General features: G+C 40.9%; 26 protein-coding genes and 2 pseudogenes. 18 read left to right on the top strand and 10 right to left on the bottom strand.

Translation table 11 applies throughout. The annotated features are described in order from the left end of the window. Window positions 1-38: 38 nt before the first annotated feature. Together PN838_RS07090 and PN838_RS07085 are read right to left on the bottom strand one after the other, a co-directional pair. Entirely contained in the window at window positions 39-266 is a 228-nt protein-coding gene (locus tag PN838_RS07090) for a GGDEF domain-containing protein (protein ID WP_272180163.1), read from the bottom strand. A 16-nt stretch (window positions 267-282) separates the two neighbouring features. Beyond that, window positions 283-1,290, bottom strand: a complete 1,008-nt coding sequence (locus PN838_RS07085) for a diguanylate cyclase (protein WP_272180162.1) — start codon at window positions 1,288-1,290, stop codon at window positions 283-285. A gap of 189 nt (window positions 1,291-1,479) precedes the next feature. On the opposite strand from PN838_RS07085, the gene PN838_RS07080 reads away from it, so the two are divergent. From PN838_RS07080 to PN838_RS07070, 3 genes are all read left to right on the top strand, one after another. Further along, window positions 1,480-1,965, top strand: coding sequence for a hypothetical protein (locus PN838_RS07080; protein WP_272180161.1), 486 nt, complete (start codon window positions 1,480-1,482; stop codon window positions 1,963-1,965). Window positions 1,966-2,469: 504 nt separating this feature from the next. Continuing rightward, a complete protein-coding gene (locus tag PN838_RS07075; protein WP_272180160.1) occupies window positions 2,470-3,552 on the top strand; it encodes a S8 family peptidase in 1,083 nt (360 codons plus the stop codon). Beyond that, window positions 3,549-3,800, top strand: coding sequence for a S8 family serine peptidase (locus tag PN838_RS07070; protein WP_272180159.1), 252 nt, complete (start codon window positions 3,549-3,551; stop codon window positions 3,798-3,800). The genes PN838_RS07075 and PN838_RS07070 overlap by 4 nt, the downstream gene beginning before the upstream one ends. 165 nt (window positions 3,801-3,965) lie before the next feature. Here PN838_RS07070 and PN838_RS07065 read toward each other — a convergent pair whose 3' ends face one another. From PN838_RS07065 to PN838_RS07030, 8 genes are all read right to left on the bottom strand, one after another. Beyond that, the gene (locus PN838_RS07065) at window positions 3,966-4,703 is read right to left on the bottom strand and encodes a hypothetical protein (protein ID WP_272180158.1); all 738 of its coding nucleotides are present in this window, start codon (window positions 4,701-4,703) and stop codon (window positions 3,966-3,968) included. Then, entirely contained in the window at window positions 4,688-5,077 is a 390-nt protein-coding gene (locus PN838_RS07060; protein ID WP_272180157.1) for a GH116 family glycosyl hydrolase, read from the bottom strand. The genes PN838_RS07065 and PN838_RS07060 overlap by 16 nt, the downstream gene beginning before the upstream one ends. Next, window positions 5,011-5,469, bottom strand: a complete 459-nt coding sequence (locus PN838_RS07055; protein WP_272180156.1) for a hypothetical protein — start codon at window positions 5,467-5,469, stop codon at window positions 5,011-5,013. Before PN838_RS07055 ends, PN838_RS07060 begins: the two co-directional genes overlap by 67 nt. Window positions 5,470-5,502: 33 nt before the next feature. Further along, window positions 5,503-5,898: a hypothetical protein gene (locus PN838_RS07050; RefSeq protein ID WP_272180155.1), complete on the bottom strand. Its 396-nt coding sequence runs from the start codon at window positions 5,896-5,898 to the stop codon at window positions 5,503-5,505. Between the two features lie 71 nt (window positions 5,899-5,969). Beyond that, window positions 5,970-6,239, bottom strand: coding sequence for a GH116 family glycosyl-hydrolase (locus PN838_RS07045; protein WP_272180154.1), 270 nt, complete (start codon window positions 6,237-6,239; stop codon window positions 5,970-5,972). A gap of 165 nt (window positions 6,240-6,404) precedes the next feature. After that, complete coding sequence (locus PN838_RS07040; RefSeq protein WP_272180153.1) at window positions 6,405-6,977, bottom strand: LamG-like jellyroll fold domain-containing protein; 573 nt, start codon at window positions 6,975-6,977, stop codon at window positions 6,405-6,407. Then, window positions 6,962-7,351 (bottom strand): hypothetical protein, encoded by a 390-nt coding sequence (locus PN838_RS07035; RefSeq protein ID WP_272180152.1) that lies wholly within the window; start codon window positions 7,349-7,351, stop codon window positions 6,962-6,964. Before PN838_RS07035 ends, PN838_RS07040 begins: the two co-directional genes overlap by 16 nt. Window positions 7,352-7,402: 51 nt before the next feature. Then, the gene (locus tag PN838_RS07030) at window positions 7,403-8,320 is read right to left on the bottom strand and encodes an alpha/beta hydrolase (RefSeq protein ID WP_272180151.1); all 918 of its coding nucleotides are present in this window, start codon (window positions 8,318-8,320) and stop codon (window positions 7,403-7,405) included. Between the two features lie 410 nt (window positions 8,321-8,730). Here PN838_RS07030 and PN838_RS07025 point away from each other — a divergent pair, with 410 nt between their 5' ends. The 15 genes and pseudogenes from PN838_RS07025 to tatA form a co-directional block, all read left to right on the top strand. Continuing rightward, entirely contained in the window at window positions 8,731-9,204 is a 474-nt protein-coding gene (locus PN838_RS07025) for a sulfatase-like hydrolase/transferase (protein ID WP_272180150.1), read from the top strand. Then, window positions 9,165-9,695, top strand: coding sequence for a sulfatase-like hydrolase/transferase (locus PN838_RS07020; protein WP_272180149.1), 531 nt, complete (start codon window positions 9,165-9,167; stop codon window positions 9,693-9,695). The genes PN838_RS07025 and PN838_RS07020 overlap by 40 nt, the downstream gene beginning before the upstream one ends. 44 nt (window positions 9,696-9,739) lie before the next feature. Next, window positions 9,740-10,207, top strand: a complete 468-nt coding sequence (locus PN838_RS07015) for an alkaline phosphatase family protein (RefSeq protein WP_272180148.1) — start codon at window positions 9,740-9,742, stop codon at window positions 10,205-10,207. Window positions 10,208-10,334: 127 nt separating this feature from the next. Continuing rightward, on the top strand, window positions 10,335-10,799 hold the full coding sequence (locus tag PN838_RS07010) for an arsenate reductase ArsC (RefSeq protein WP_215963705.1): 465 nt from the start codon (window positions 10,335-10,337) through the stop codon (window positions 10,797-10,799). Window positions 10,800-11,049: 250 nt separating this feature from the next. Continuing rightward, a complete protein-coding gene (locus PN838_RS26130; protein ID WP_334313300.1) occupies window positions 11,050-11,661 on the top strand; it encodes a sulfatase-like hydrolase/transferase in 612 nt (203 codons plus the stop codon). 92 nt (window positions 11,662-11,753) lie between these two features. Next, a complete protein-coding gene (locus PN838_RS07000; RefSeq protein WP_334313299.1) occupies window positions 11,754-12,185 on the top strand; it encodes a sulfatase-like hydrolase/transferase in 432 nt (143 codons plus the stop codon). Continuing rightward, window positions 12,169-12,507, top strand: a complete 339-nt coding sequence (locus PN838_RS06995; RefSeq protein WP_272180147.1) for an alkaline phosphatase family protein — start codon at window positions 12,169-12,171, stop codon at window positions 12,505-12,507. The genes PN838_RS07000 and PN838_RS06995 overlap by 17 nt, the downstream gene beginning before the upstream one ends. Continuing rightward, the gene (locus PN838_RS06990) at window positions 12,461-12,670 is read left to right on the top strand and encodes a hypothetical protein (RefSeq protein WP_272180146.1); all 210 of its coding nucleotides are present in this window, start codon (window positions 12,461-12,463) and stop codon (window positions 12,668-12,670) included. The genes PN838_RS06995 and PN838_RS06990 overlap by 47 nt, the downstream gene beginning before the upstream one ends. Before the next feature lie 376 nt (window positions 12,671-13,046). Then, window positions 13,047-14,012, top strand: a complete 966-nt coding sequence (locus PN838_RS06985; protein ID WP_272180145.1) for a DUF6786 family protein — start codon at window positions 13,047-13,049, stop codon at window positions 14,010-14,012. Window positions 14,013-14,026: 14 nt separating this feature from the next. After that, the gene (locus PN838_RS27095; protein ID WP_370661094.1) at window positions 14,027-14,188 is read left to right on the top strand and encodes a DUF6786 family protein; all 162 of its coding nucleotides are present in this window, start codon (window positions 14,027-14,029) and stop codon (window positions 14,186-14,188) included. Between the two features lie 153 nt (window positions 14,189-14,341). Continuing rightward, window positions 14,342-15,877 (top strand): sulfatase, encoded by a 1,536-nt coding sequence (locus PN838_RS06980; RefSeq protein ID WP_272180144.1) that lies wholly within the window; start codon window positions 14,342-14,344, stop codon window positions 15,875-15,877. A 198-nt stretch (window positions 15,878-16,075) separates the two neighbouring features. Next, entirely contained in the window at window positions 16,076-16,678 is a 603-nt protein-coding gene (locus PN838_RS06975) for a sulfatase-like hydrolase/transferase (RefSeq protein ID WP_272180143.1), read from the top strand. Then, window positions 16,650-16,916 (top strand): sulfatase-like hydrolase/transferase, encoded by a 267-nt coding sequence (locus PN838_RS06970; protein WP_272180142.1) that lies wholly within the window; start codon window positions 16,650-16,652, stop codon window positions 16,914-16,916. Before PN838_RS06975 ends, PN838_RS06970 begins: the two co-directional genes overlap by 29 nt. A gap of 26 nt (window positions 16,917-16,942) precedes the next feature. Then, window positions 16,943-17,227: pseudogene (locus PN838_RS06965) on the top strand (sulfatase-like hydrolase/transferase); the annotation flags it as partial. A gap of 511 nt (window positions 17,228-17,738) precedes the next feature. Then, window positions 17,739-17,867 (top strand): annotated as a pseudogene (tatA, locus tag PN838_RS06960) (twin-arginine translocase TatA/TatE family subunit); the annotation flags it as partial. Window positions 17,868-17,932: the final 65 nt, after the last annotated feature.

The following is a 17,932-nucleotide window of genomic DNA, read 5'->3' as shown; positions in this document are numbered from 1 at the left end:
GTAATTCATGAACTGTGCTTTGTTGCTAATTGGCTCATTTAACCGACAATTGATGGGATAAATTCTTTGTCTGTAACATAGCAATTCCGGCCGCCATTTTTAGCTGAGTATAAATGCTCATCGGCCCTTTTTAGTGCGGATTTAAACTGTTCATTTTGAGATACTTTTGTATAGCCTATACTCACTGTGATATTTTTATTTTCCTCAAGGAAAGAGACATCTAATAAAGCGATTGACTTCTGAAGCCTTTTTGCAAGTTTAAACATACCAAGTTTATCCGCGCTAAGGTACAATTACCGCAAATTCTTCGCCGCCAATGCGGCCAACAGTGTCTTCTTCACGAATGATGTCATTCATTGTTTCAGCGATTAATTTCAACACTTTATCGCCCGCATCATGGCCATAGTTGTCATTGATAGATTTAAAATGATCTAAATCTAGCATCATGACGCCAACATCATAGGATAAGCGTCTTGAGCGTCTAAGTTCTTCTTCTGATTTTAAGAAAAAGGCAGTACGGTTCGCGATTCCAGTTAAGCTGTCTGTGTATGCAAGCTTTGACAATTCAGCAGTTCGTTCTTTCACGATGTCTTCTAACGCAATGGTATGGTTATGAACGTTTTTGCCCATCTCACTTATTGCTGATTTGAGCTTTATCATTTCATTATCAATGTTTTTTTCTGTTTCTAAAGCCAATGGTGAAAAAGAAGTCTGTGGGTTAAATCCGTTTAGCCAGTTTGAAATATCTGCTAAATGTCTAATCACAAGACGGTTAAGCATAGACAAAATAAATACAGCAACAAAAAACGTTTTAATGAATTGAGAAAGAATAATAAATATAGCACTATCAAAAATTTGCAATTTAATTTTGTTTGAGTCTACCCTATAGTCGACTTGGCCTACATGCGTTATTTTGCCGAGAAAATCAAATGTTAAAGGGACAGTCCGTACTGGCGATGAAGTATTGTCGTTCCAAATATCCACGTATATGATTCTCTGAGTATCATCTCTGATTTTTATCTCTGAAAAATAATCAGCCAAATTAATATTGTCCAAAGCCGCCATTACTAGTGGCGTATTTAATTCCCATATAGCCCTTGTTAGTGGTTCTGAAAATTGTTGAATAAGAATAGCCGCATTTAATTCGACTTCTTTTATTCTTTTTTGATAGTCAGTATAAAGTTGTAGAGAAGCTATAGATAAGGTGAATATTCCGCTAAATAATAAAATTCGAAAAAGTAATGTTGCGGATAATTTACTGGTGTTGAGAAGGTTGGTGAAATATGACAAACGACATCCATGTTAGTTTCGACGTTAAATGAGACTTACTCTTCTACAAAAAGACTTGTAAGTCAATAGGGTAATATTTTGTGCAGCCCTAATTCTAAATTAAATAATGGTGTATTGTAATCATGACATGAATTGATTATGTTCGGTCTACTTCCGCTTATTATCGTCACCTATTGAAGACCTCAAACCATGAAAATTTACATAACCTATGCCATTTTTGTATTTTTGATTTTACTCACTTTTTATTTTCAACTGTCCGGTAATTTAAAGACAATTTTTAGTGGTAATGACGATTCAAAGCTAAATAAAACTGTCGTTGTAAACGGTAAAGTTAACAAAGGCTTCAGGTTGGAGAATCAAACAAGATATTATATTTCTTATGAGTTTTCAGACAAGACAGTTTACTTCTCTGATTTTTTTGATCGCAGCGCAATGGGAGTTGGTCAGATCAAATATCCGTTAATAAAACACTTTATTACACCATTAAGCCTGCAGCAAATAAAAGACTATATAGCCCAAAGAAACGCTGTTGAAGATATAGAATATAGATTAGAGCTAACAACGGACCGGCAGCTGGCATCGGTAAAAGTTGATAAAAGATTCTATGCAATATTTAGCGGTGAAAAAATTATTAGGGAGGGTAACTTAGATTATGCTCTATTGAGTTTTTTCTAAAAGGGCGGCAATACACTGAGCTCAAAAAAATATTTGAACAAAATAATTGGTTAGACAAGTTTGATGAACAACATTTGCAATATGAATACATAATCCTTGAATTTGACGAAAATGGTGAATTTAAAAATATTAGAAGACGTTAAACTGCTATAGACAACATGAACGGCTAGTAATATAGCTATTGCAGCGATGAGATTTAAAAGTTGTATTTGATAAGTTTAATTCAGTGTTTTAGTTATTAAGTTTGTTCCGAAATACATTAAATGAGATGGGTTTAGGGCTGTTTCAATGATTTCTTTTCGAACTTTTTGTAGGTAAAAAAGCGCCACTTTGCTTAAAGTCAGTAAACATATTTTTACAAGAAAATAGAAAAAATTCGACGTATAAATAATCAAACGGTAGAGAATTGTATTTATCTGTTACAGGTTTATTTTTGCTCAATATTTGAGCTGAAATAACCAAGGATATAATAATGAAAAAACATTCCTACTGAGCGTATTGGCGATGACAGTCAGTACTTTAACTCATGCTAAACCAGTTAATTTTATTTACGACGTTAGTGGTAAATTTAGTCAATCTAAAGCGGAAAAACAGGTGTCTAAAGCGGGCGGTACACTTAAAAGTTGTATTCCTGAAATTGGCGTATGCCAAGTCGCTTTTGATTCTGTAGATAGTGCACAAAATTCTGGTTTGACCATAGTGCCAGATGCGTCTGTATTTATCCCTAAAGTACAGGGAATGCCGGAAGTGGCAAACTTAACGGTATCCGAGAGTGATTATGGTCAACCGCCGGCCAGTGGCGACGATGACTTCTTCTTTGATTTACAATGGGGCCATAACGCAGTTGGCGCTGTAGATTCGTGGAATGCTGGTCACCGCGGCGCGGGCGTGCGGGTTGCAGTAATTGACTCTGGTGCCGACGGCGGTCATCCAGATCTCGCACCAAACATTAATTTTGACCTAAGTATGTCGTTTGTTGACGGTGAAGCTTGGTATGATGCGGGACCTGATGTGAGCAATCATGGTAGCCACACGGCAGGAACAATTGCCGCAGCAGATAACGGTTTTGGTACGATAGGTGTAGCTCCAGAAGCGGAACTTGTCATTCTTAAATCGCTCTCTGCTTATACCGGCAGTGGCTCTTCATACGCGACAATGGCCGCTATAGTTTATGCCGCGAATATTGGTGCAGATGTTGTTAATATGAGTTTAGGTATGGATGTCCGTCACAATGGTTACTTTGATGTTGAAGGTACGCCTTATGACACATCAGACGACATTAAGTTTACCGTAGGTGGTAAAGACGGTATTGCTCAATTTATCAATACTTATGCAAAAGCGGCAACGTACGCGCGTCAAAACGGCGTGTTGTTAATTGCTTCTGCAGGTAACGAAAGTACAGATATGGACAAAACAGACAGCCTAGTGAAATTACCAGCTGGTTTACCTGCGGTTATGTCAATTTCGGCATTAGGCCCTAGACTGTGGGCAAATGATCCAAATACATATACCGATCATTTGGCTATTTACTCTAACTATGGTCAATCTGAAATTGACTTTGGTGCACCTATAGCGGCGATTACATGAGTGCTTATATGGACGGTGGTACAGATCTTTGTACGGTCGCTGGTGTAACGAACGTTTGTTATGCGTTTGACTTTGTCTTTAGCACTGGGAACGGAGGCTGGTACTGGTCAGTGGGTACATCTATGTCTTCACCTCATGCAGCTGGTGTTGCGGCATTAATTATTAGTGCTAACGGCGGTAAAATGAAGCCATCTCAAGTTGAAGCCAAAATGCGTAGTTTGGCCCTAGATATGGGTAAACACAGGTAAAGATGACATTTTTGGTCATGGTAAAGTGCAAGGCCCTAAGTAGCCAATTTAAGCTATTAGAGTGAGTAAAAACGCCACTTAATGTCGATTAAGTGGCGTTTTAATATCAAGAGTATAGCGTGCTAATAAACCCAATAAATTAACTATTTTCTCCTGCGAGTTGGCTTACGCCATCGATGCGTTAATTGTTATTTCATCTTTTTCTTGAAGTGTTATTTCTTTAGCTAAGTTAATAATCAGTTCGTCGTTTTTATAAACATACGACGCTGCTATTTGTTTTGAATTTAGCTGAACTTCAACACGCTTAATTGCGTTTTTACTCCCAAGGTTAATTTCTTTAACGTTCATTTCTCCCTCTTGCAATGAAATGGCGCAATTGATGGTATTGCTTGAGATTGTTTGCTTAAACAAGCCATATCCAAGTGCAGCAGTAAAGAAACTGACATGAGCTTCTGGTGTAAATACAGGATTAAATCCAATGACAGCGGCAGGACCGTCGTATTTGAAACCCTGTAAAGCCGTTAGTGCGGACCAAACACTCAATGAGCGTCCATAGTATTTTCCGCACTCATCGTCACCATATGGATTACCAGAATAACCCCATGGGCCATTTTTAACGTCAGATACCCCTTCGGTCCTTAAACGCCCGTCATATCTGTCGGCAACGACTTTGAGTAACATTAGGCCATCAATAAGCATGTCATTTTGGATCATGGAGACCGCCGCACCGTACTCAAATCCGGTCATAACTTCATCTCCGTATTTCATGCCTGGGATCGGTTGAGGGCCATTTGGCCAAGTGATCATTTTCATTCCACCATCGTCGATTTCGCAATATTGACGAGGTTTTAATGACTGGCCATAAAAGTCGGCTCTAAAGTTGTATTTTAACAACGACTGCATTGCTTTTTCGAACGACTTTTAGGGTAGTTGCGGTCGATGTTAATTTGATCGGCCCACCACTCACCTAAAATTTGGTCAATGTGGCAGCCGTCTAGATAGTTTTGAATGGGTTTGTTTTCTGACTCTTGAATATAATATTCGCCGTTCCATAGTCGGTCATTTTGAAGTTGTTTACCCATTGTTCGAATACGACGATATTCAACAGCAAGTGCAGTTTCACCGACAATTTCTGCCATACGGGCACTGGCTTCAAGCGACGTAAGGTATAGGCTACCAATCCACGACGAACATCCATCTAATTGACCATCTAATGTATTGTGTTGTTCATTTTTCGTGTAGCCAATTCGCTCAGGATCCCACTCTTTGATCCCCATTCAATGGCTTTTTTAACGCGTGGCCATTGTTCCTCCAACCATTTGTTGTCCTTGCTACATAGGTGCTCGCGATAGGTATTTAGAATTGTCCCAAAATGACCATCTGCCGCTGGCTTGGTATTATTGTGGCGATAGGGCAGCAATCCATCTTCAAACTGCATATCGTAGTCTTGTTCACGCATAATGCGACCAAGCTCTGGCAACAATCTCGCATGTGATTGGGCATAATGCCAAACATGGGTACAGTTTGCCTTAGCAACAACCACTATTTGGGTTACAGCCTTCCCACGCACCAAAATACCCATCTTTTGACCACCAACATGTTTGGCTGCGTAACACCGCAAGTTGTGAAGAACATCGGTCGATAAGCCATACCGGCAGAGTTGAGGCATAAAGACTATCGTGAAATTGACGGGTGCGACGCGTTAGATCGGCAAAGTTGGTTTGTACATAAGCCGCCACGTCCAAAGCATCTGACCACCAGTTGTTGTACATCTGGCCTGTTCTGCTCCAAGGTTTTCCCTTAGGGGCTGTAAAAATCGTGCCATGTAAGGTTTCGCTAAAGCTCCACGTGAGCACAAAACTAACCGTTTGAGTTTCACTATAGGTGCAAGTTTTAACGGCGCAATTATCGCACCATTAACGGAATTACCTTCTGATGACGGACCGGAAGTGATTGGGCCCGTAATTGCCCCTTTTTCTGTAAACTCTCGTTTTAAAGCTTCATTAGACTGCCATTGCGCCGTGCCAGTCGCACTATCGGAAAGTGTCATCAATACCATGTCGGCTTTATTATTATTGGCACGTGTCATATGCAACATGGTTGCACCATTTTTAGTTATCAATTTGTTTTGGTTAGTGCCATATTTTCCGTTTTTATCATTGGCGTAACCTAATGCATTTTTTGCGATGAAAGTATATCAACCGTTACTGAGTGGGCATTGTTATTTGTCACTGTTACTTGGTAGATAGCACAGGGGATTGACGAGTTTTTTAAATCCATTGGTGTAAATGGATTAAATACGTTTAGTGATACATCGACAGGTAATTCTTTGTCTTCAAAATTGTATTTGGCAAACGGGTATTCGCCTTCAAATTTTAATGCCTGCATGGGTTTAAATGCACCAGCCGCTTCTGTTTGTAACGCCTTTGTTATTGGCACTGCGCTAGGAGATTGAGCTCTTATCGCTAAAAAGTATCTTCCACCTCGATTTCAGGGAAGTTACACGCAATTTGCCAAATTTTTGGTCTAGCCTTGCCGTCAAACTGAATCGCACCAGAACCAATGCCGCCTACCGTAAAGTTAATGGCCTCTAAGTATTCATTCTCATAAACTTGGGTGGTGCCAAGGTGCAGTAAGGACGGAGTCGTGCCTAATTTTTTCAGTTTTTTGTTGACGAACTTGGTCACGTTTCGCTTTGACTGCGGCAACCAAAGCCCCGGTTTCGGCAAGTTTAGTATCCCATCCGGCGGCAAGTAAATGTCTTTGGAAGTCGCTTGGTGTCAGACCTTCCTCGTAAGTTGCCACTTCATCTAGGCTGATATCGGCTGAACTCCAGCCACTCGCCGTTGTTGAACCAAACGTCATCACCGATGTCTTTGGCCCTCTGCGGGTAAATTCATAGGCACCACCAAATAAGCTACATTCAAAACCGTCAATGTAAGCTCGAAGGTCGACGTCAAAACTTGTCACGGCAAGGTGGTACCAACGTCCAACTTCTATTCCTTTGCCCGTAGGTAAATCAATTCGGGTGACAACCTTGCCATTTACATTACGGTACAGCAGGGCAGATAAATCGTTTTCGACTCCAATTATGTAACGCACGTTCTCGCCATTTGCCTGAGCAATAATAACTGGGTTATCGTCCCCGCGAGGTTGTGAATTCACTTTGAAAAACAATTCGATTGTCGCAAATCTACCGTATAAATGTTTCGTATCATCAACTTCAAGGCTATTACTATAGGTGAGAGTTGGATCCCAGAACCGGTAACCGCGCCGTTTTCAAATGAGTTAACTTGTTTTGTTTTTGCCGGTAAACCACTAAGTTCATCAATAACGTTGTCGTCGAAACGCCAGTAGGCTCTTAGGGAGTCATGGGCTTTTATCGCTTCATGGTAGTCTTTTCCGTAGGAAAGGTTGCTAAACACCGAAGACGTACACCCCGCCATTGCAAAAGGGGTTGCGCCTGCGACAAAAAGGAAGTTGCGACGTGATAGATTTGGTGCGTCGCATTGACACGATTTGTTTGACTGTGGTTCTGATGTTTTTTGCATAAAATTAGTTCTCTAAATGTAGTTACCCTGTTAGGTCTAAAGTTTGTAAAGTTAATTATTGATATTTGGTCGCGTCGGTCTAACTGCCGGTGACGGTGCAGCTGCGATTCCTGTTTTAAACAAAAAGTCATGAGCTTTAAGTAAGGTGTCGACAAAAAGTAATTCTGAACGAGTGCGGGTGAAAAACCCGTGCGCTTTATCTGGATAAATGTGGTTTACGGCGTAAGAACCCACAGACACTATGTTGTCTCTATATTTGTTCGCGGTTGCAACGCTGAGTACGCGATCGTTTGAGCCTAAAAGGGTTAGCGTTGGAGGATGTCCTTGAGCGACATTATGAATTGGCGAGATAGCCCGCCAAAACTCTTTAACTCTGTTATACCCGTGTCCTTGTGAGCTCGTATCGACAACTGGATTAAATAGAACAAGTGCGACTGGTTGAATGGGCAATGGCCTTTCTCCTATCGCATTAAAGCCTTTTATCGTTGCCAATGAAGCCGCTAAATGGCCACCGGCTGAAACGCCTCCGGCAGCTATTTTGGCAGGGTCTATATTTAGCGTTTTGGCGTTTGTTAACACCCAACGATAGGCCGATTTTGCGTCCATTAACGACACATTAGGCGGTGTTTGGTCTTTTTTCCAAGTGCGGTATTCCACCGATATTGTGGTTATCCCTATTTTAGAGAAATAGTCCGTCTGGTCATATAAACTCGTAGGGTTACCAGAATTCCAGCCACCACCATGAAACATAATTAATGCAGGTTTGTGTTCATTATCATTGCTCGAAACGCCGTGAAAAATATGTAATTTTAGTTCGCGAGCGCCGATTATTTTGTAATTAATAATTTCACTTGGTTTTGCTTTTGTGTTGACCCAAACATTCCCAACCTTAATTGAGTCTTTAGCGACAGTTGCTATAGCTATGGGACTTGCAACCAACGAGAACAGCACAAGCGTCGCAAAAAACATTTTTGTATAAAAAAGCGGCTTCATTGGCGGTTGCCCACAACTTGTTTTTGCTGGCTGTAAACTTAAGTACCATAATTACATTTATCTCCAGTGAGCCTTCAATTGAATTTTCGTTTTTGGATAAACACCAAGAATTTACGAACGTTTTAACTACGTTACTAAAAACAGTTTTACGAGCAGAAATACGCATTTTTAATTAAAAAATGACATACCTTGTGTGTTTTTATATATATTGTGATTGCTACTTTAGTGCAAGATTTGATTGGGTTCAATCTTATTTTTGCGGTTTTATCTGTCTTGGCTTGTTTTTATTTTATATTAGTATTGTTGTTATTTTGTGGTCTTATATTTAAAAGTATATTTGCCGGGCCGAAAAGTTTTATTGCGGAGGAGTGGGCGTGAGGAATAAATTGAGCAGGTCATTAATTGTAAGCTTTGTATTATTAAGTGCAGGGTGCGAGTTAATAAATCAACCTGACCGTTCGGCAAATGCTAAATCGGTAATTGAGCAGCAACAAAAGCCAAATATAGTGGTGATCTTTGCAGATGACTTAGGTTATGGCGACATCGAGTCGTTTGGTGCAGAAGGGATCAGAACGCCAAATATTGACAAAATTGGTGAAGAAGGGTTTATAAGTCGCGATTTTTTCATTCCAGCAAATGTTTGTAGTCCGTCTCGTGCATCGTTATTAACAGGCCGCTATCCGATGAGAAATGGCATACCTGTCGCTAAAAATCCGATGAGTCATAAACACATAGACAGTCATTTTGGGTTGCATCCTGACGAAATCACTATCCCTGAAATGTTAAAGCCAGCAGGTTACAAAAGCTTAATGGTTGGTAAATGGCATTTAGGCTTAAAGAGAAAGGTTCTCACCCTTTAGATGCCGGGTTTGACGAATATGTCGGACTAGAAGGCAATTTTTATAAGGCCCCAAAAAATAGCGTGAAATACCCCTACTTAAAAGAAAATGATGATTTGTACCGTGGGCGAACAATTTCAGAAGTCGATATCGATTTAGAGAAAGTCACAGAAATTTATACGAACGAAGTTGTTTCTTTCATTGAACGAGAAAAGGACGGTCCATTTTTTGTTTATTTTGCTCACAATATAGTGCATTCGCCTCATCGCCCTAGCAAACAGTTTAAAGGCACCTCCGAAAAAGGCCGATATGGTGATTTTATTCACGAAATGGATTACAGCACAGGTCGCGTTCTTAAAGCGTTAAAAGATCACGGGTTAGAAGACAATACGCTAGTGATATTTACGTCTGACAACGGCGCGAATTTTGCGGGGAGTAATGGTGAACTAAATGGCCGAAAGTACACCACGATGGAAGGCGGGCATATTGTTCCGGCCTTATTTAAGTGGTAAGGTGTCATTCCGGCAGGTAGGATTCTAGCATTACTATGACATCCATGGATATATTCCCGATTTTAGCTGAAATTGCTGGGGCAGAGTTGCCAAGTGATAGAAAGTTAGATGGCGTCAATACGTTAAATATTCTGCGTGGTAAGAGCCTAAATAGTCCTCATGACGTGCTTTATTACTACAACGGCACCAATCTTCAAGCTATCCGTAAAGGTCGTTGGAAACTGCATCTTCCGCGCACAATTGCCGACCAACCATTTTGGCATGAAAACTCCTCCGGTGGCCGTGTTCACACAGAAGTTGCTCAAAACATGTTGTTTGATCTAAAAACCGATCGGGGTGAAAAAGTCGATGTGGCCAATTTGCACCCAGACATAGTGGCGTCTTTTGATGCAGATATTCAATACGCACGAGAGGAACTTGGGGATGTTCATCAAATAGGTCGAGATCAGCGGGTGCCACCAATGGAAAATCCACAAAAAATTGATCGCTGGTGGGTTAAGAAAAAGAAATAGTATTTTTACAATATTTGATCAGAGAACAAAGGGCGCTTTAGAGGTGCTCTTTATATATAGCTTAACCATTTAATCATTAGCGCTATATCAATGATTAAATAGGCTAAGTACCAAACTGAGAACACATATGAATATTTTATATATCTGTACCCACAATAGGTGTCGGAGCATTTTGAGCGAAGCGATCACCAATCAGTTAGCTCAAGGTAAGTACCGAGCATTTAGTGCAGGAAGTCAGCCCGTTGGTGAAGTACATCCACTGTCGATTAAGTACTTAGCAGAAAAGGGCATAGCAACTGACAAATTGAAAAGTCAGTCTTGGGATGACTTCGAAGATATTAAACCCGATATCGTCGTGACTGTATGTGACAGTGCCGCGGCGGAAGTTTGTCCTCATTGGTTTGACGATACTTTAAAAGTGCATTGGGGATTAACGGACCCATCAAAACTTGATGGTACAGAAAGTGAATTTAAACATGCTTTTTATCAAGTTATGGAAAGCATTGAGCGGCGAGTGCATAAATTAATGTCCTTGGATTTCTCGACACTTTCTAAACCTGAGCAACTCAAAGCGCTGCAGTCGGTCGTATAAGACGTCGCTCAGGAAATTTAATGACAGTTATAAAGTCAGTTGGCGGTAATGACATTTTTATGACTAAGTCAGTATTTTGTTTTTGTGTTTTTATTTATATACAAAACCCTACATATAACTTTTTAAGGCTTTGAAATCTAAAACTACTGTGCTTTAATAAATAAAAATACACTAGATCTTGTGTAAGTAAGTGCTGTGTAAGAAAGTGCTGTTTAACAAGGTGCTGTGTAACAAATTATTTGGAGAAAACATGACGTACATGAGGTTAGCAGGTTTAGTTGCAACTGTCGCTTTGACATTAACGGCTTGTGAAGCGGTAAATAAGACTGAACTATTGAGTTCTCAACAAGCCCAAAATCAAGGTGGTAAACAACCAAACGTGGTTTTTATTTTTGCTGATGATTTAGGATATGGGGACTTAAGTTCTTACGGTGCAACAAAGTTGGAAACGCCAAATATTGATAAACTTGCAAAACAAGGTGTTAAGTTCACTGACGCCCATTCCGCTTCTGCTGTTTGTACCGCTTCTCGATACGGGTTAATGACTGGTGAGTACCCATTAAGGGCAAATAATGGCAAAGGAATATGGGGACCCGCACCGATAGAATCACCGTTGCTTATCGATCCTGATACCACGACCATCGCGGATATATTTAAAAACAAAGGTTACGATACCGCAGTATTAGGTAAATGGCATTTAGGTTTTGGTGAGGGGAAAAACGACTGGCAACAACCGCTGCGCCTGGTCCACTCGAACTCGGTTTTGATTATTATTTTGGCGTTCCCGTTGTCAACAGCGCACCGCCTTATGTTTATGTTGAAAATGATCAGATTATTGGATGGGATCCCGAAGATCCGTTAGTTTATCTCGGCCGACCGCCCAAACATAAAGTTCATAAAGACGCGACTCCTATTACACCCATTCCAGCGGAAGCAGCCCAACGTACGGCAAATATGTTTAAAGGTGGCGTAGAAGCACATTCTTTATACAACGATTATAGCGTTGGCACCACAATTACAGAAAAAGCAACCGACTGGATTAAAGCCCGAGATGGTAATCCATTTTTTATGTATTTAGCCACAACCCATGTCCATCACCCTTTTACCCCAGCTAAACGTTTTCAAGGCAAAAGCGAAAGTGGGCTGTATGGCGACTTTGTCGAAGAGTTAGATTGGATAGTCGGCCAAGTCATGGCGAGTTTAGAAGAAGCTGGTGTTGCAGATAATACCTTAGTGATCTTCACCAGCGACAATGGTGGGATGTTTAATTTAGGTGGACGTAATGCCGCTGCTAAAGGCCATCAAATCAATGGTGATCTTTTAGGATCTAAGTTTGGTATTTGGGAAGGTGGGCATCGAGTGCCATTTATTGCATGGTGGTACTAGCAAAATAAAAGCCGGAAGTGTTTCAAACCAAATGCTCAACAATGTGGATATGTTTGCGACATTTGCTGCATTAACGGGACAACCATTAAGCGCAGATAACAGTAATGACAGTATTAATATGCTACCAGCAATTTTAGGTGAAGCGACAACGCCTCTGCGCACTGAAATGATAGTAACTCCTAGAAAAGCAACTCATGTTGGTTTACGCAAAGGTAAATGGATGTACATCGGGGCACAGAATGACGGTGGCTTTAAAGGCTCAAAGCCACATCAGCATGCTTATAGGGGGACCGGCTGTCACAACGTTAGTAAATACACCTAATAGTGACATTGTAAATGGCAAGATTAGAGCGGATGCACCACCTGCACAATTGTATGATCTCGATGCTGACGTGAATCAAACGACAAATCTATACAACCAATACCCAGAAGTTGTGGCTGAGATGGAGCAATTGTTAAAACGTTATAGATCAAACCGTTTATAACATTATGAATTTGCCATTTTGAAAATGGTTCTATGACCTAAACCTCGTGTTTGCTGCTTGCTTTGTGCTATTGCAGTCAGCGGCACGTTAACACGCATCTAATAGATGAGCCGGTTAATTTAGTAAGGTCACCTTTGGAAAGCTGAAATATTTCAGCAATGAATATTGACGAAAAGTTGGATCGGAAACTTGCAACAGCGCTGGCCAATAGGGTAGCGCGATGAAGAGTTACTTTGCTCGCTCGATTCGCCTTAACAATGGAAAAAAATATGAATTTATCTGTTTTGACAAAATCTGTGAGTCTCGGTTTGATCAGTTGTGCGATTGCAACCGGATGCACAGAGCAAAAGGCCCGTTTGCCGACGATGTAGCATTTATGAAAGAACACACAAACATTGTTATGTTGTCTAATGGCGACGCCGCCGTTGCGATTGCGCCTGAGTATCAAGGTCGAGTCATGACCTCATCTTTCGATCAACATTCTGGTCCAAGTTTTGGTTGGATCAACCGTCCGGTTATCGCCAATGGATTTTTAACTGCCGAAGAGCAGAAGGGCAAACTAGAAGATCATATATACATTTTTGGTGGTGAAGAGCGTTTTTGGTTTGGTCCTGAAGGCGGACAGTTTGGCCTGTTCTTTAAACCCGGTGACAAATTTGAATTTTCAGATTGGAAGACACCTGCGGTAATCGATACCGAAGCATTTAGTATCGTTACTAAAAATGAACAGTCAGTTAAGTTTGCACACGAAGCGACTTTGGTTAACTACAGCGGCACTGAATTTGATGTTGGAATTGAACGTACCGTTGAATTGCTGAGTAAAGGTAAGGTAAGTGAATCACTTGGCATTAACCTAGATGACAGTTTAAAAGTGGTTGCCTATAAGACGGACAATCGCGTGACAAATCGTGGTCAAAATACCTGGACTGCAGAAACCGGTCTTGTGTCTATTTGGATCTTAGGCATGTATAACCCGTCACCTGAGACAACGGTTGTGATCCCGTTTGAATCTGGCCCAGAATCAAAATATGGCGCAAAAGTGAATGACGCTTACTTTGGTAAAGTGCCAGCGGATTACCTTAAAGTCACCGACAGTGAATTGTTCTTTAAAGGCGATGGTACAAAACGCGGAAAAATTGGTATTAGCGATAAACGGTCTAAAGGCATCGCAGGTAGTTATGACGCAGCGGGGCAAGTGCTTAATATTGTTACATATAATCAACAAGCCGCACCAAATGGCTATGTAAATTCGATGTGGGAACTGCAAGATCAGCCTTATGCAGGCGATGTCATTAATTCATACAATGATGGTTCGCCTGAAGTACTGGCGTTGCGCCATTAGGGCCGTTTTATGAGCTGGAAACCTCATCGCCTGCCGCGGCGCTAAAACCCGGTCAATCGGTTAGACACATCCAAACGACTTACCATATTCAAGGGCCGGAAGCGCAATTGGATGTTATTTCCAAATCATTATTTGGGGTTAACTTAAATAGCGTAAAAACGGCATTTAAAGAATAAAAGGTTTTTTCTTTAGATATTTATCGAGGTTTGGTGACCGTTTTGTTACCAAACCCTCAAATGATTTAGCAATTATTTATCAATTACAATGTGAGTTTCAGCCTCAATTAACGCAAACCTAAAACCAATGTGTAATGGGTTTAGTCTGAAGCCTTGGAGGATAGCGTTATTAATACTGTATTTAAATTCGTTTTAGGTGGCCTTTTTGTATCTGGATTAGCCGGTTGTCTTTCGCAACCGACAACAGAAATAGAAACAAAAAAGAAACCCAATGTTTTGTTAATTTTGGTTGATGACTTAGGCTGGGCTGACGTCGCGGCTTATAATCCAGATACACTATATTCAACACCAAGTATGGATAAGCTCGCCAGTGAAGGTCTGTTATTTACCGATGGTTATGCCGCAAGTCCGGTTTGTAGCCCCACAAGAGCTGCATTGATCACCGGCAAACATCCAACGGCAATTGGCACGACAGACTTCTTCCGTAACAAAAGCCGTCGACATAAATATCGCGAAGGCAAATTTAAACCCGCTTCCTTTGTCGAAAAATTACCGGAGCAAGGTTCCACTATCGCCAGCGTTTTAAAAGGTGAGGGTTATCAAACTGCGTTTATTGGTAAATGGCATTTAGGGCAAACAGAGCAAATGTGGCCAGAGTTTTATGGTTTTGACGTTAATATTGCCGGCCATGCCGCGGGGTCGCCAAGTGGGGGTTATTTTGCGCCTTATAAAAATCCACGTTTAACCAGTGGCCCAGATGGTGAATACCTTACGGATCGCTTAACCAACGAAGCCATCAATTTGGTCGATGGGTATGCAAAAAGTGACGCGCCATTTTTCCTAATGATGTCTTACTATTCTGTTCATACGCCATTGCAAGGGCCAAAGAAGCTTGTTAATAAGTATCGTGAACGTTTTTCTCAACTAGATAAAACACCAGAGTTTGCTCAAGTTGAACAAATTTGGCCAACCGATAAACCACAATTAAATCGTGTTGTGCAAACGAACCCGACATATGCAGCGATGGTCGAAAAGGTTGATGAAAACATTGGCCGACTTGTGGATTCACTAAAAGCCAAAAACCTAAGAGACGACACCATAGTAATTTTGTTATCAGACAATGGTGGTTTATCTATAGGTGAAGCGCATTCAACATCAAGTTTACCGCTTAGAGGCGGTAAAGGCTGGTTATATGAAGGCGGTATTCGTGTACCTTTCATTATTAGTGTTCCAGGTTCCGAATCAAATGGTAAGTCAACCTCGGTTCCAGCCATTAGCATGGACATCTCAGCGACGCTTTACGACTTAATAGGTATTGACGCCAAACGTGTTGGCCCAATTGACGGTGAGAGCTTATTACCTGTCATAAATGGCGAAACAAATTCAGCAGAACGTCCGTTGTTTTTCCATTATCCACATTATTCAAATCAAGGCGGTTTCCATAGGGCAGTGGTTCGATTGGGCGATTGGAAACTCATAGAACGGTTTGAAGATGGCAAACTTCAGCTGTTTAACATTACTAAAGATAAGGCTGAGACGACTGATTTAGCGGCTGAATATCCAACAAAAGTTGCGGAAATGAAAAAGACATTGCATCAATGGTATCAGCAAAATGACGCTAAATTTTTAAGAGAAAACCCTAAGGCTCCAAAATATGGTGCCCCTTGGAAACCGGCTTTAGGCGAATAACAAGACAGCTTTAGTCTTTAAACAGCTGGGTTTAAACTCACAGAGGTACGCCAATGTCTCTGTGAGTTTTCTTTTATCGTGCTAATTAAAACGATAAAGCAGAGGTTTAAACGTAGGTTAGAACCTTAATATGGCACAACCTCTGATAAATATTTTGAAACGTTTCAGAGTCGATATTACGTATATGGGAAAGTGGTAATGAAAATATTTTCTAGTCTGATAGTTGTTTTTATCGCGGGCTATTTTGCGATGAACTTAAGTCACGCAGAAGCTAAACCTAACATTATATTTATCATGGCCGACGACCTCGGTTGGGGTGACGTAGGTTACAACGGTTCTAAATGGGTTGAAACGCCAAACATCGACGCATTAGCTAATTCAGGACAAGTTTTTGACAATGCATATTCCTATCCTACCTGCTCCCCAGCAAGGGCGGCATTGTTAACCGGAAAACAGTCTTTTAAAACTCAAGTTTATGGTGTCCCAGTTTTAGAAAAAGGAAATAGCCAGACCAGTATTTTCTCCCGTGGCACGGTGCAACTTGAGCATACTGTATATTCTGAACCCCTTAAAAAAGCCGGTTACAAATTAGCGCATTTAGGAAAGTGGCATATCGTGGGCCCTGATCCGTCAGTAGAAGTTAACTACCCATTTGATGATAATTTAAGTCAGCCCAAAAATGGCGATTTGAGTTGGTTGAACGACCATAAAAATAAATATTCTATTTATTATCCGCAGGCGAGGGGTTTGACCTCAATGTTGGCGGGTCGTGGTGGGGGATCCTGCGCGTGGTTATACTGAGGGATATAAGTCAAAAAGCGGCGGGTACATAGCACCATTTAAAAATCCCTTTATCAACGAAAAACCCGACGACCAATGGCTAACTGACCGTCTAACAGACGAAGCTATTGCATTTATGGGGAAAAACGCTGACAGCCCATTTTTTATAAATCTGCATTTTTACGCCCCGCATAGGCCAAGTATTCCTAGAAGTGAAGAGTTACTAAAAAATACCAAAACAAAGAGAAAGAACAGTTAACTGGAAGAGACTCAAAGGCAAAACGCGAACTTGCGGCATATGGCACGTTAGTGGAGTCTTTAGATCAGAATGTTGGCCGACTCGTCGACTTTTTAGAATCGAGTGGTTTACGTGAAAATACATTAATTATATTTACGTCGGATAATGGCTTTAATTCTATACAATCAACAGACATACGCTTAAGGGGCGCTAAAGGCTCGATTTATGAAGGAGGCGTTAAAGTCCCAATGGTTGCCAACTGGCCGAGCAAAATTTCCGCGACACGGCATGAAAATCTGGTGTCGGTTTTAGACTATTTCCTAGCTTTTTAGATCTTGCCGGTGTGCAAGATTACGCGGGTGAACTCGACGGGAGTAGCTTTAAGCCATTAATGTTTGGTCAACCGTATCAACAAAAACCAATTTTTGGCATATAAACACCGCATATAAACATGGACCTGTTTCCGCCGTTCGAGAAGGCCAGTATAAACTTATTCAATTTTTGTTAAGTGGCAAAGTGGAATTATTTGATCTCGAAAACGATCCGTCAGAGCGAGTGGATATTTCCAAAAGTCATTTAAAAATAAAACAGAAGTTATTAACAAAATTAGTGGATTGGCGCGCAAAAATTCAGTTCCTTTACCGCCGGCATCACCACTAAATGGTAAATAATCTTCACTGAGCACCTAGGTTTTTTTCCGAGGTGATTGATAGAGAAAATTTACAAGAAAATTGTCACCGGCATAAGTCAGGTGGTAATACGTTATCTGCTCGGCATACCTGTTTGAGCGTTTAACATCGCTTTTGTCAGCGATAAGTCGTAATTTAATTAGAGGAAGTTTTTATGGGTTTTTCAGGTATAAGTGTGTGGCAACTCGTGATAGTTGCCATTATTGTTGTTTTATTGTTTGGTACAAAACGTTTGAAATCAGTTGGTAGCGACTTAGGTGCGGCGTTAAAAGGGTTTAAAAAGAAGTATCAGATAATACAGTGGTTAAAAACGATTAGTCGTTTGGGTCAACTTAGCGCCTAAAAGTC

It is taken from the genome of Psychrosphaera algicola (genome assembly GCF_028401425.1).
Lineage (GTDB): Bacteria > Pseudomonadota > Gammaproteobacteria > Enterobacterales > Alteromonadaceae > Psychrosphaera > Psychrosphaera algicola.
The sequence above is the reverse complement of the archived record's forward strand: the minus strand, read 5'-3'. Positions and strand labels throughout refer to the sequence as shown.

Coding starts and splice junctions, on each gene's coding strand:
- PN838_RS07090 (WP_272180163.1), bottom strand. CDS start 266: ATGTTTAAACTTGCAAAAAGGCTTCAGAAGTCAATCGCTTTATTAGAT.
- PN838_RS07080 (WP_272180161.1), top strand. CDS start 1,480: ATGAAAATTTACATAACCTATGCCATTTTTGTATTTTTGATTTTACTC.
- PN838_RS07075 (WP_272180160.1), top strand. CDS start 2,470: ATGACAGTCAGTACTTTAACTCATGCTAAACCAGTTAATTTTATTTAC.
- PN838_RS07070 (WP_272180159.1), top strand. CDS start 3,549: ATGAGTGCTTATATGGACGGTGGTACAGATCTTTGTACGGTCGCTGGT.
- PN838_RS07065 (WP_272180158.1), bottom strand. CDS start 4,703: ATGCAGTCGTTGTTAAAATACAACTTTAGAGCCGACTTTTATGGCCAG.
- PN838_RS07060 (WP_272180157.1), bottom strand. CDS start 5,077: ATGGGGATCAAAGAGTGGGATCCTGAGCGAATTGGCTACACGAAAAAT.
- PN838_RS07055 (WP_272180156.1), bottom strand. CDS start 5,469: ATGCCTCAACTCTGCCGGTATGGCTTATCGACCGATGTTCTTCACAAC.
- PN838_RS07050 (WP_272180155.1), bottom strand. CDS start 5,898: ATGTTGCATATGACACGTGCCAATAATAATAAAGCCGACATGGTATTG.
- PN838_RS07035 (WP_272180152.1), bottom strand. CDS start 7,351: ATGCAAAAAACATCAGAACCACAGTCAAACAAATCGTGTCAATGCGAC.
- PN838_RS07030 (WP_272180151.1), bottom strand. CDS start 8,320: ATGTTTTTTGCGACGCTTGTGCTGTTCTCGTTGGTTGCAAGTCCCATA.
- PN838_RS07020 (WP_272180149.1), top strand. CDS start 9,165: ATGGCATTTAGGCTTAAAGAGAAAGGTTCTCACCCTTTAGATGCCGGG.
- PN838_RS07015 (WP_272180148.1), top strand. CDS start 9,740: ATGGATATATTCCCGATTTTAGCTGAAATTGCTGGGGCAGAGTTGCCA.
- PN838_RS07010 (WP_215963705.1), top strand. CDS start 10,335: ATGAATATTTTATATATCTGTACCCACAATAGGTGTCGGAGCATTTTG.
- PN838_RS26130 (WP_334313300.1), top strand. CDS start 11,050: ATGACGTACATGAGGTTAGCAGGTTTAGTTGCAACTGTCGCTTTGACA.
- PN838_RS07000 (WP_334313299.1), top strand. CDS start 11,754: ATGTTTAAAGGTGGCGTAGAAGCACATTCTTTATACAACGATTATAGC.
- PN838_RS06990 (WP_272180146.1), top strand. CDS start 12,461: ATGCTTATAGGGGGACCGGCTGTCACAACGTTAGTAAATACACCTAAT.
- PN838_RS06985 (WP_272180145.1), top strand. CDS start 13,047: ATGAAAGAACACACAAACATTGTTATGTTGTCTAATGGCGACGCCGCC.
- PN838_RS06975 (WP_272180143.1), top strand. CDS start 16,076: ATGAAAATATTTTCTAGTCTGATAGTTGTTTTTATCGCGGGCTATTTT.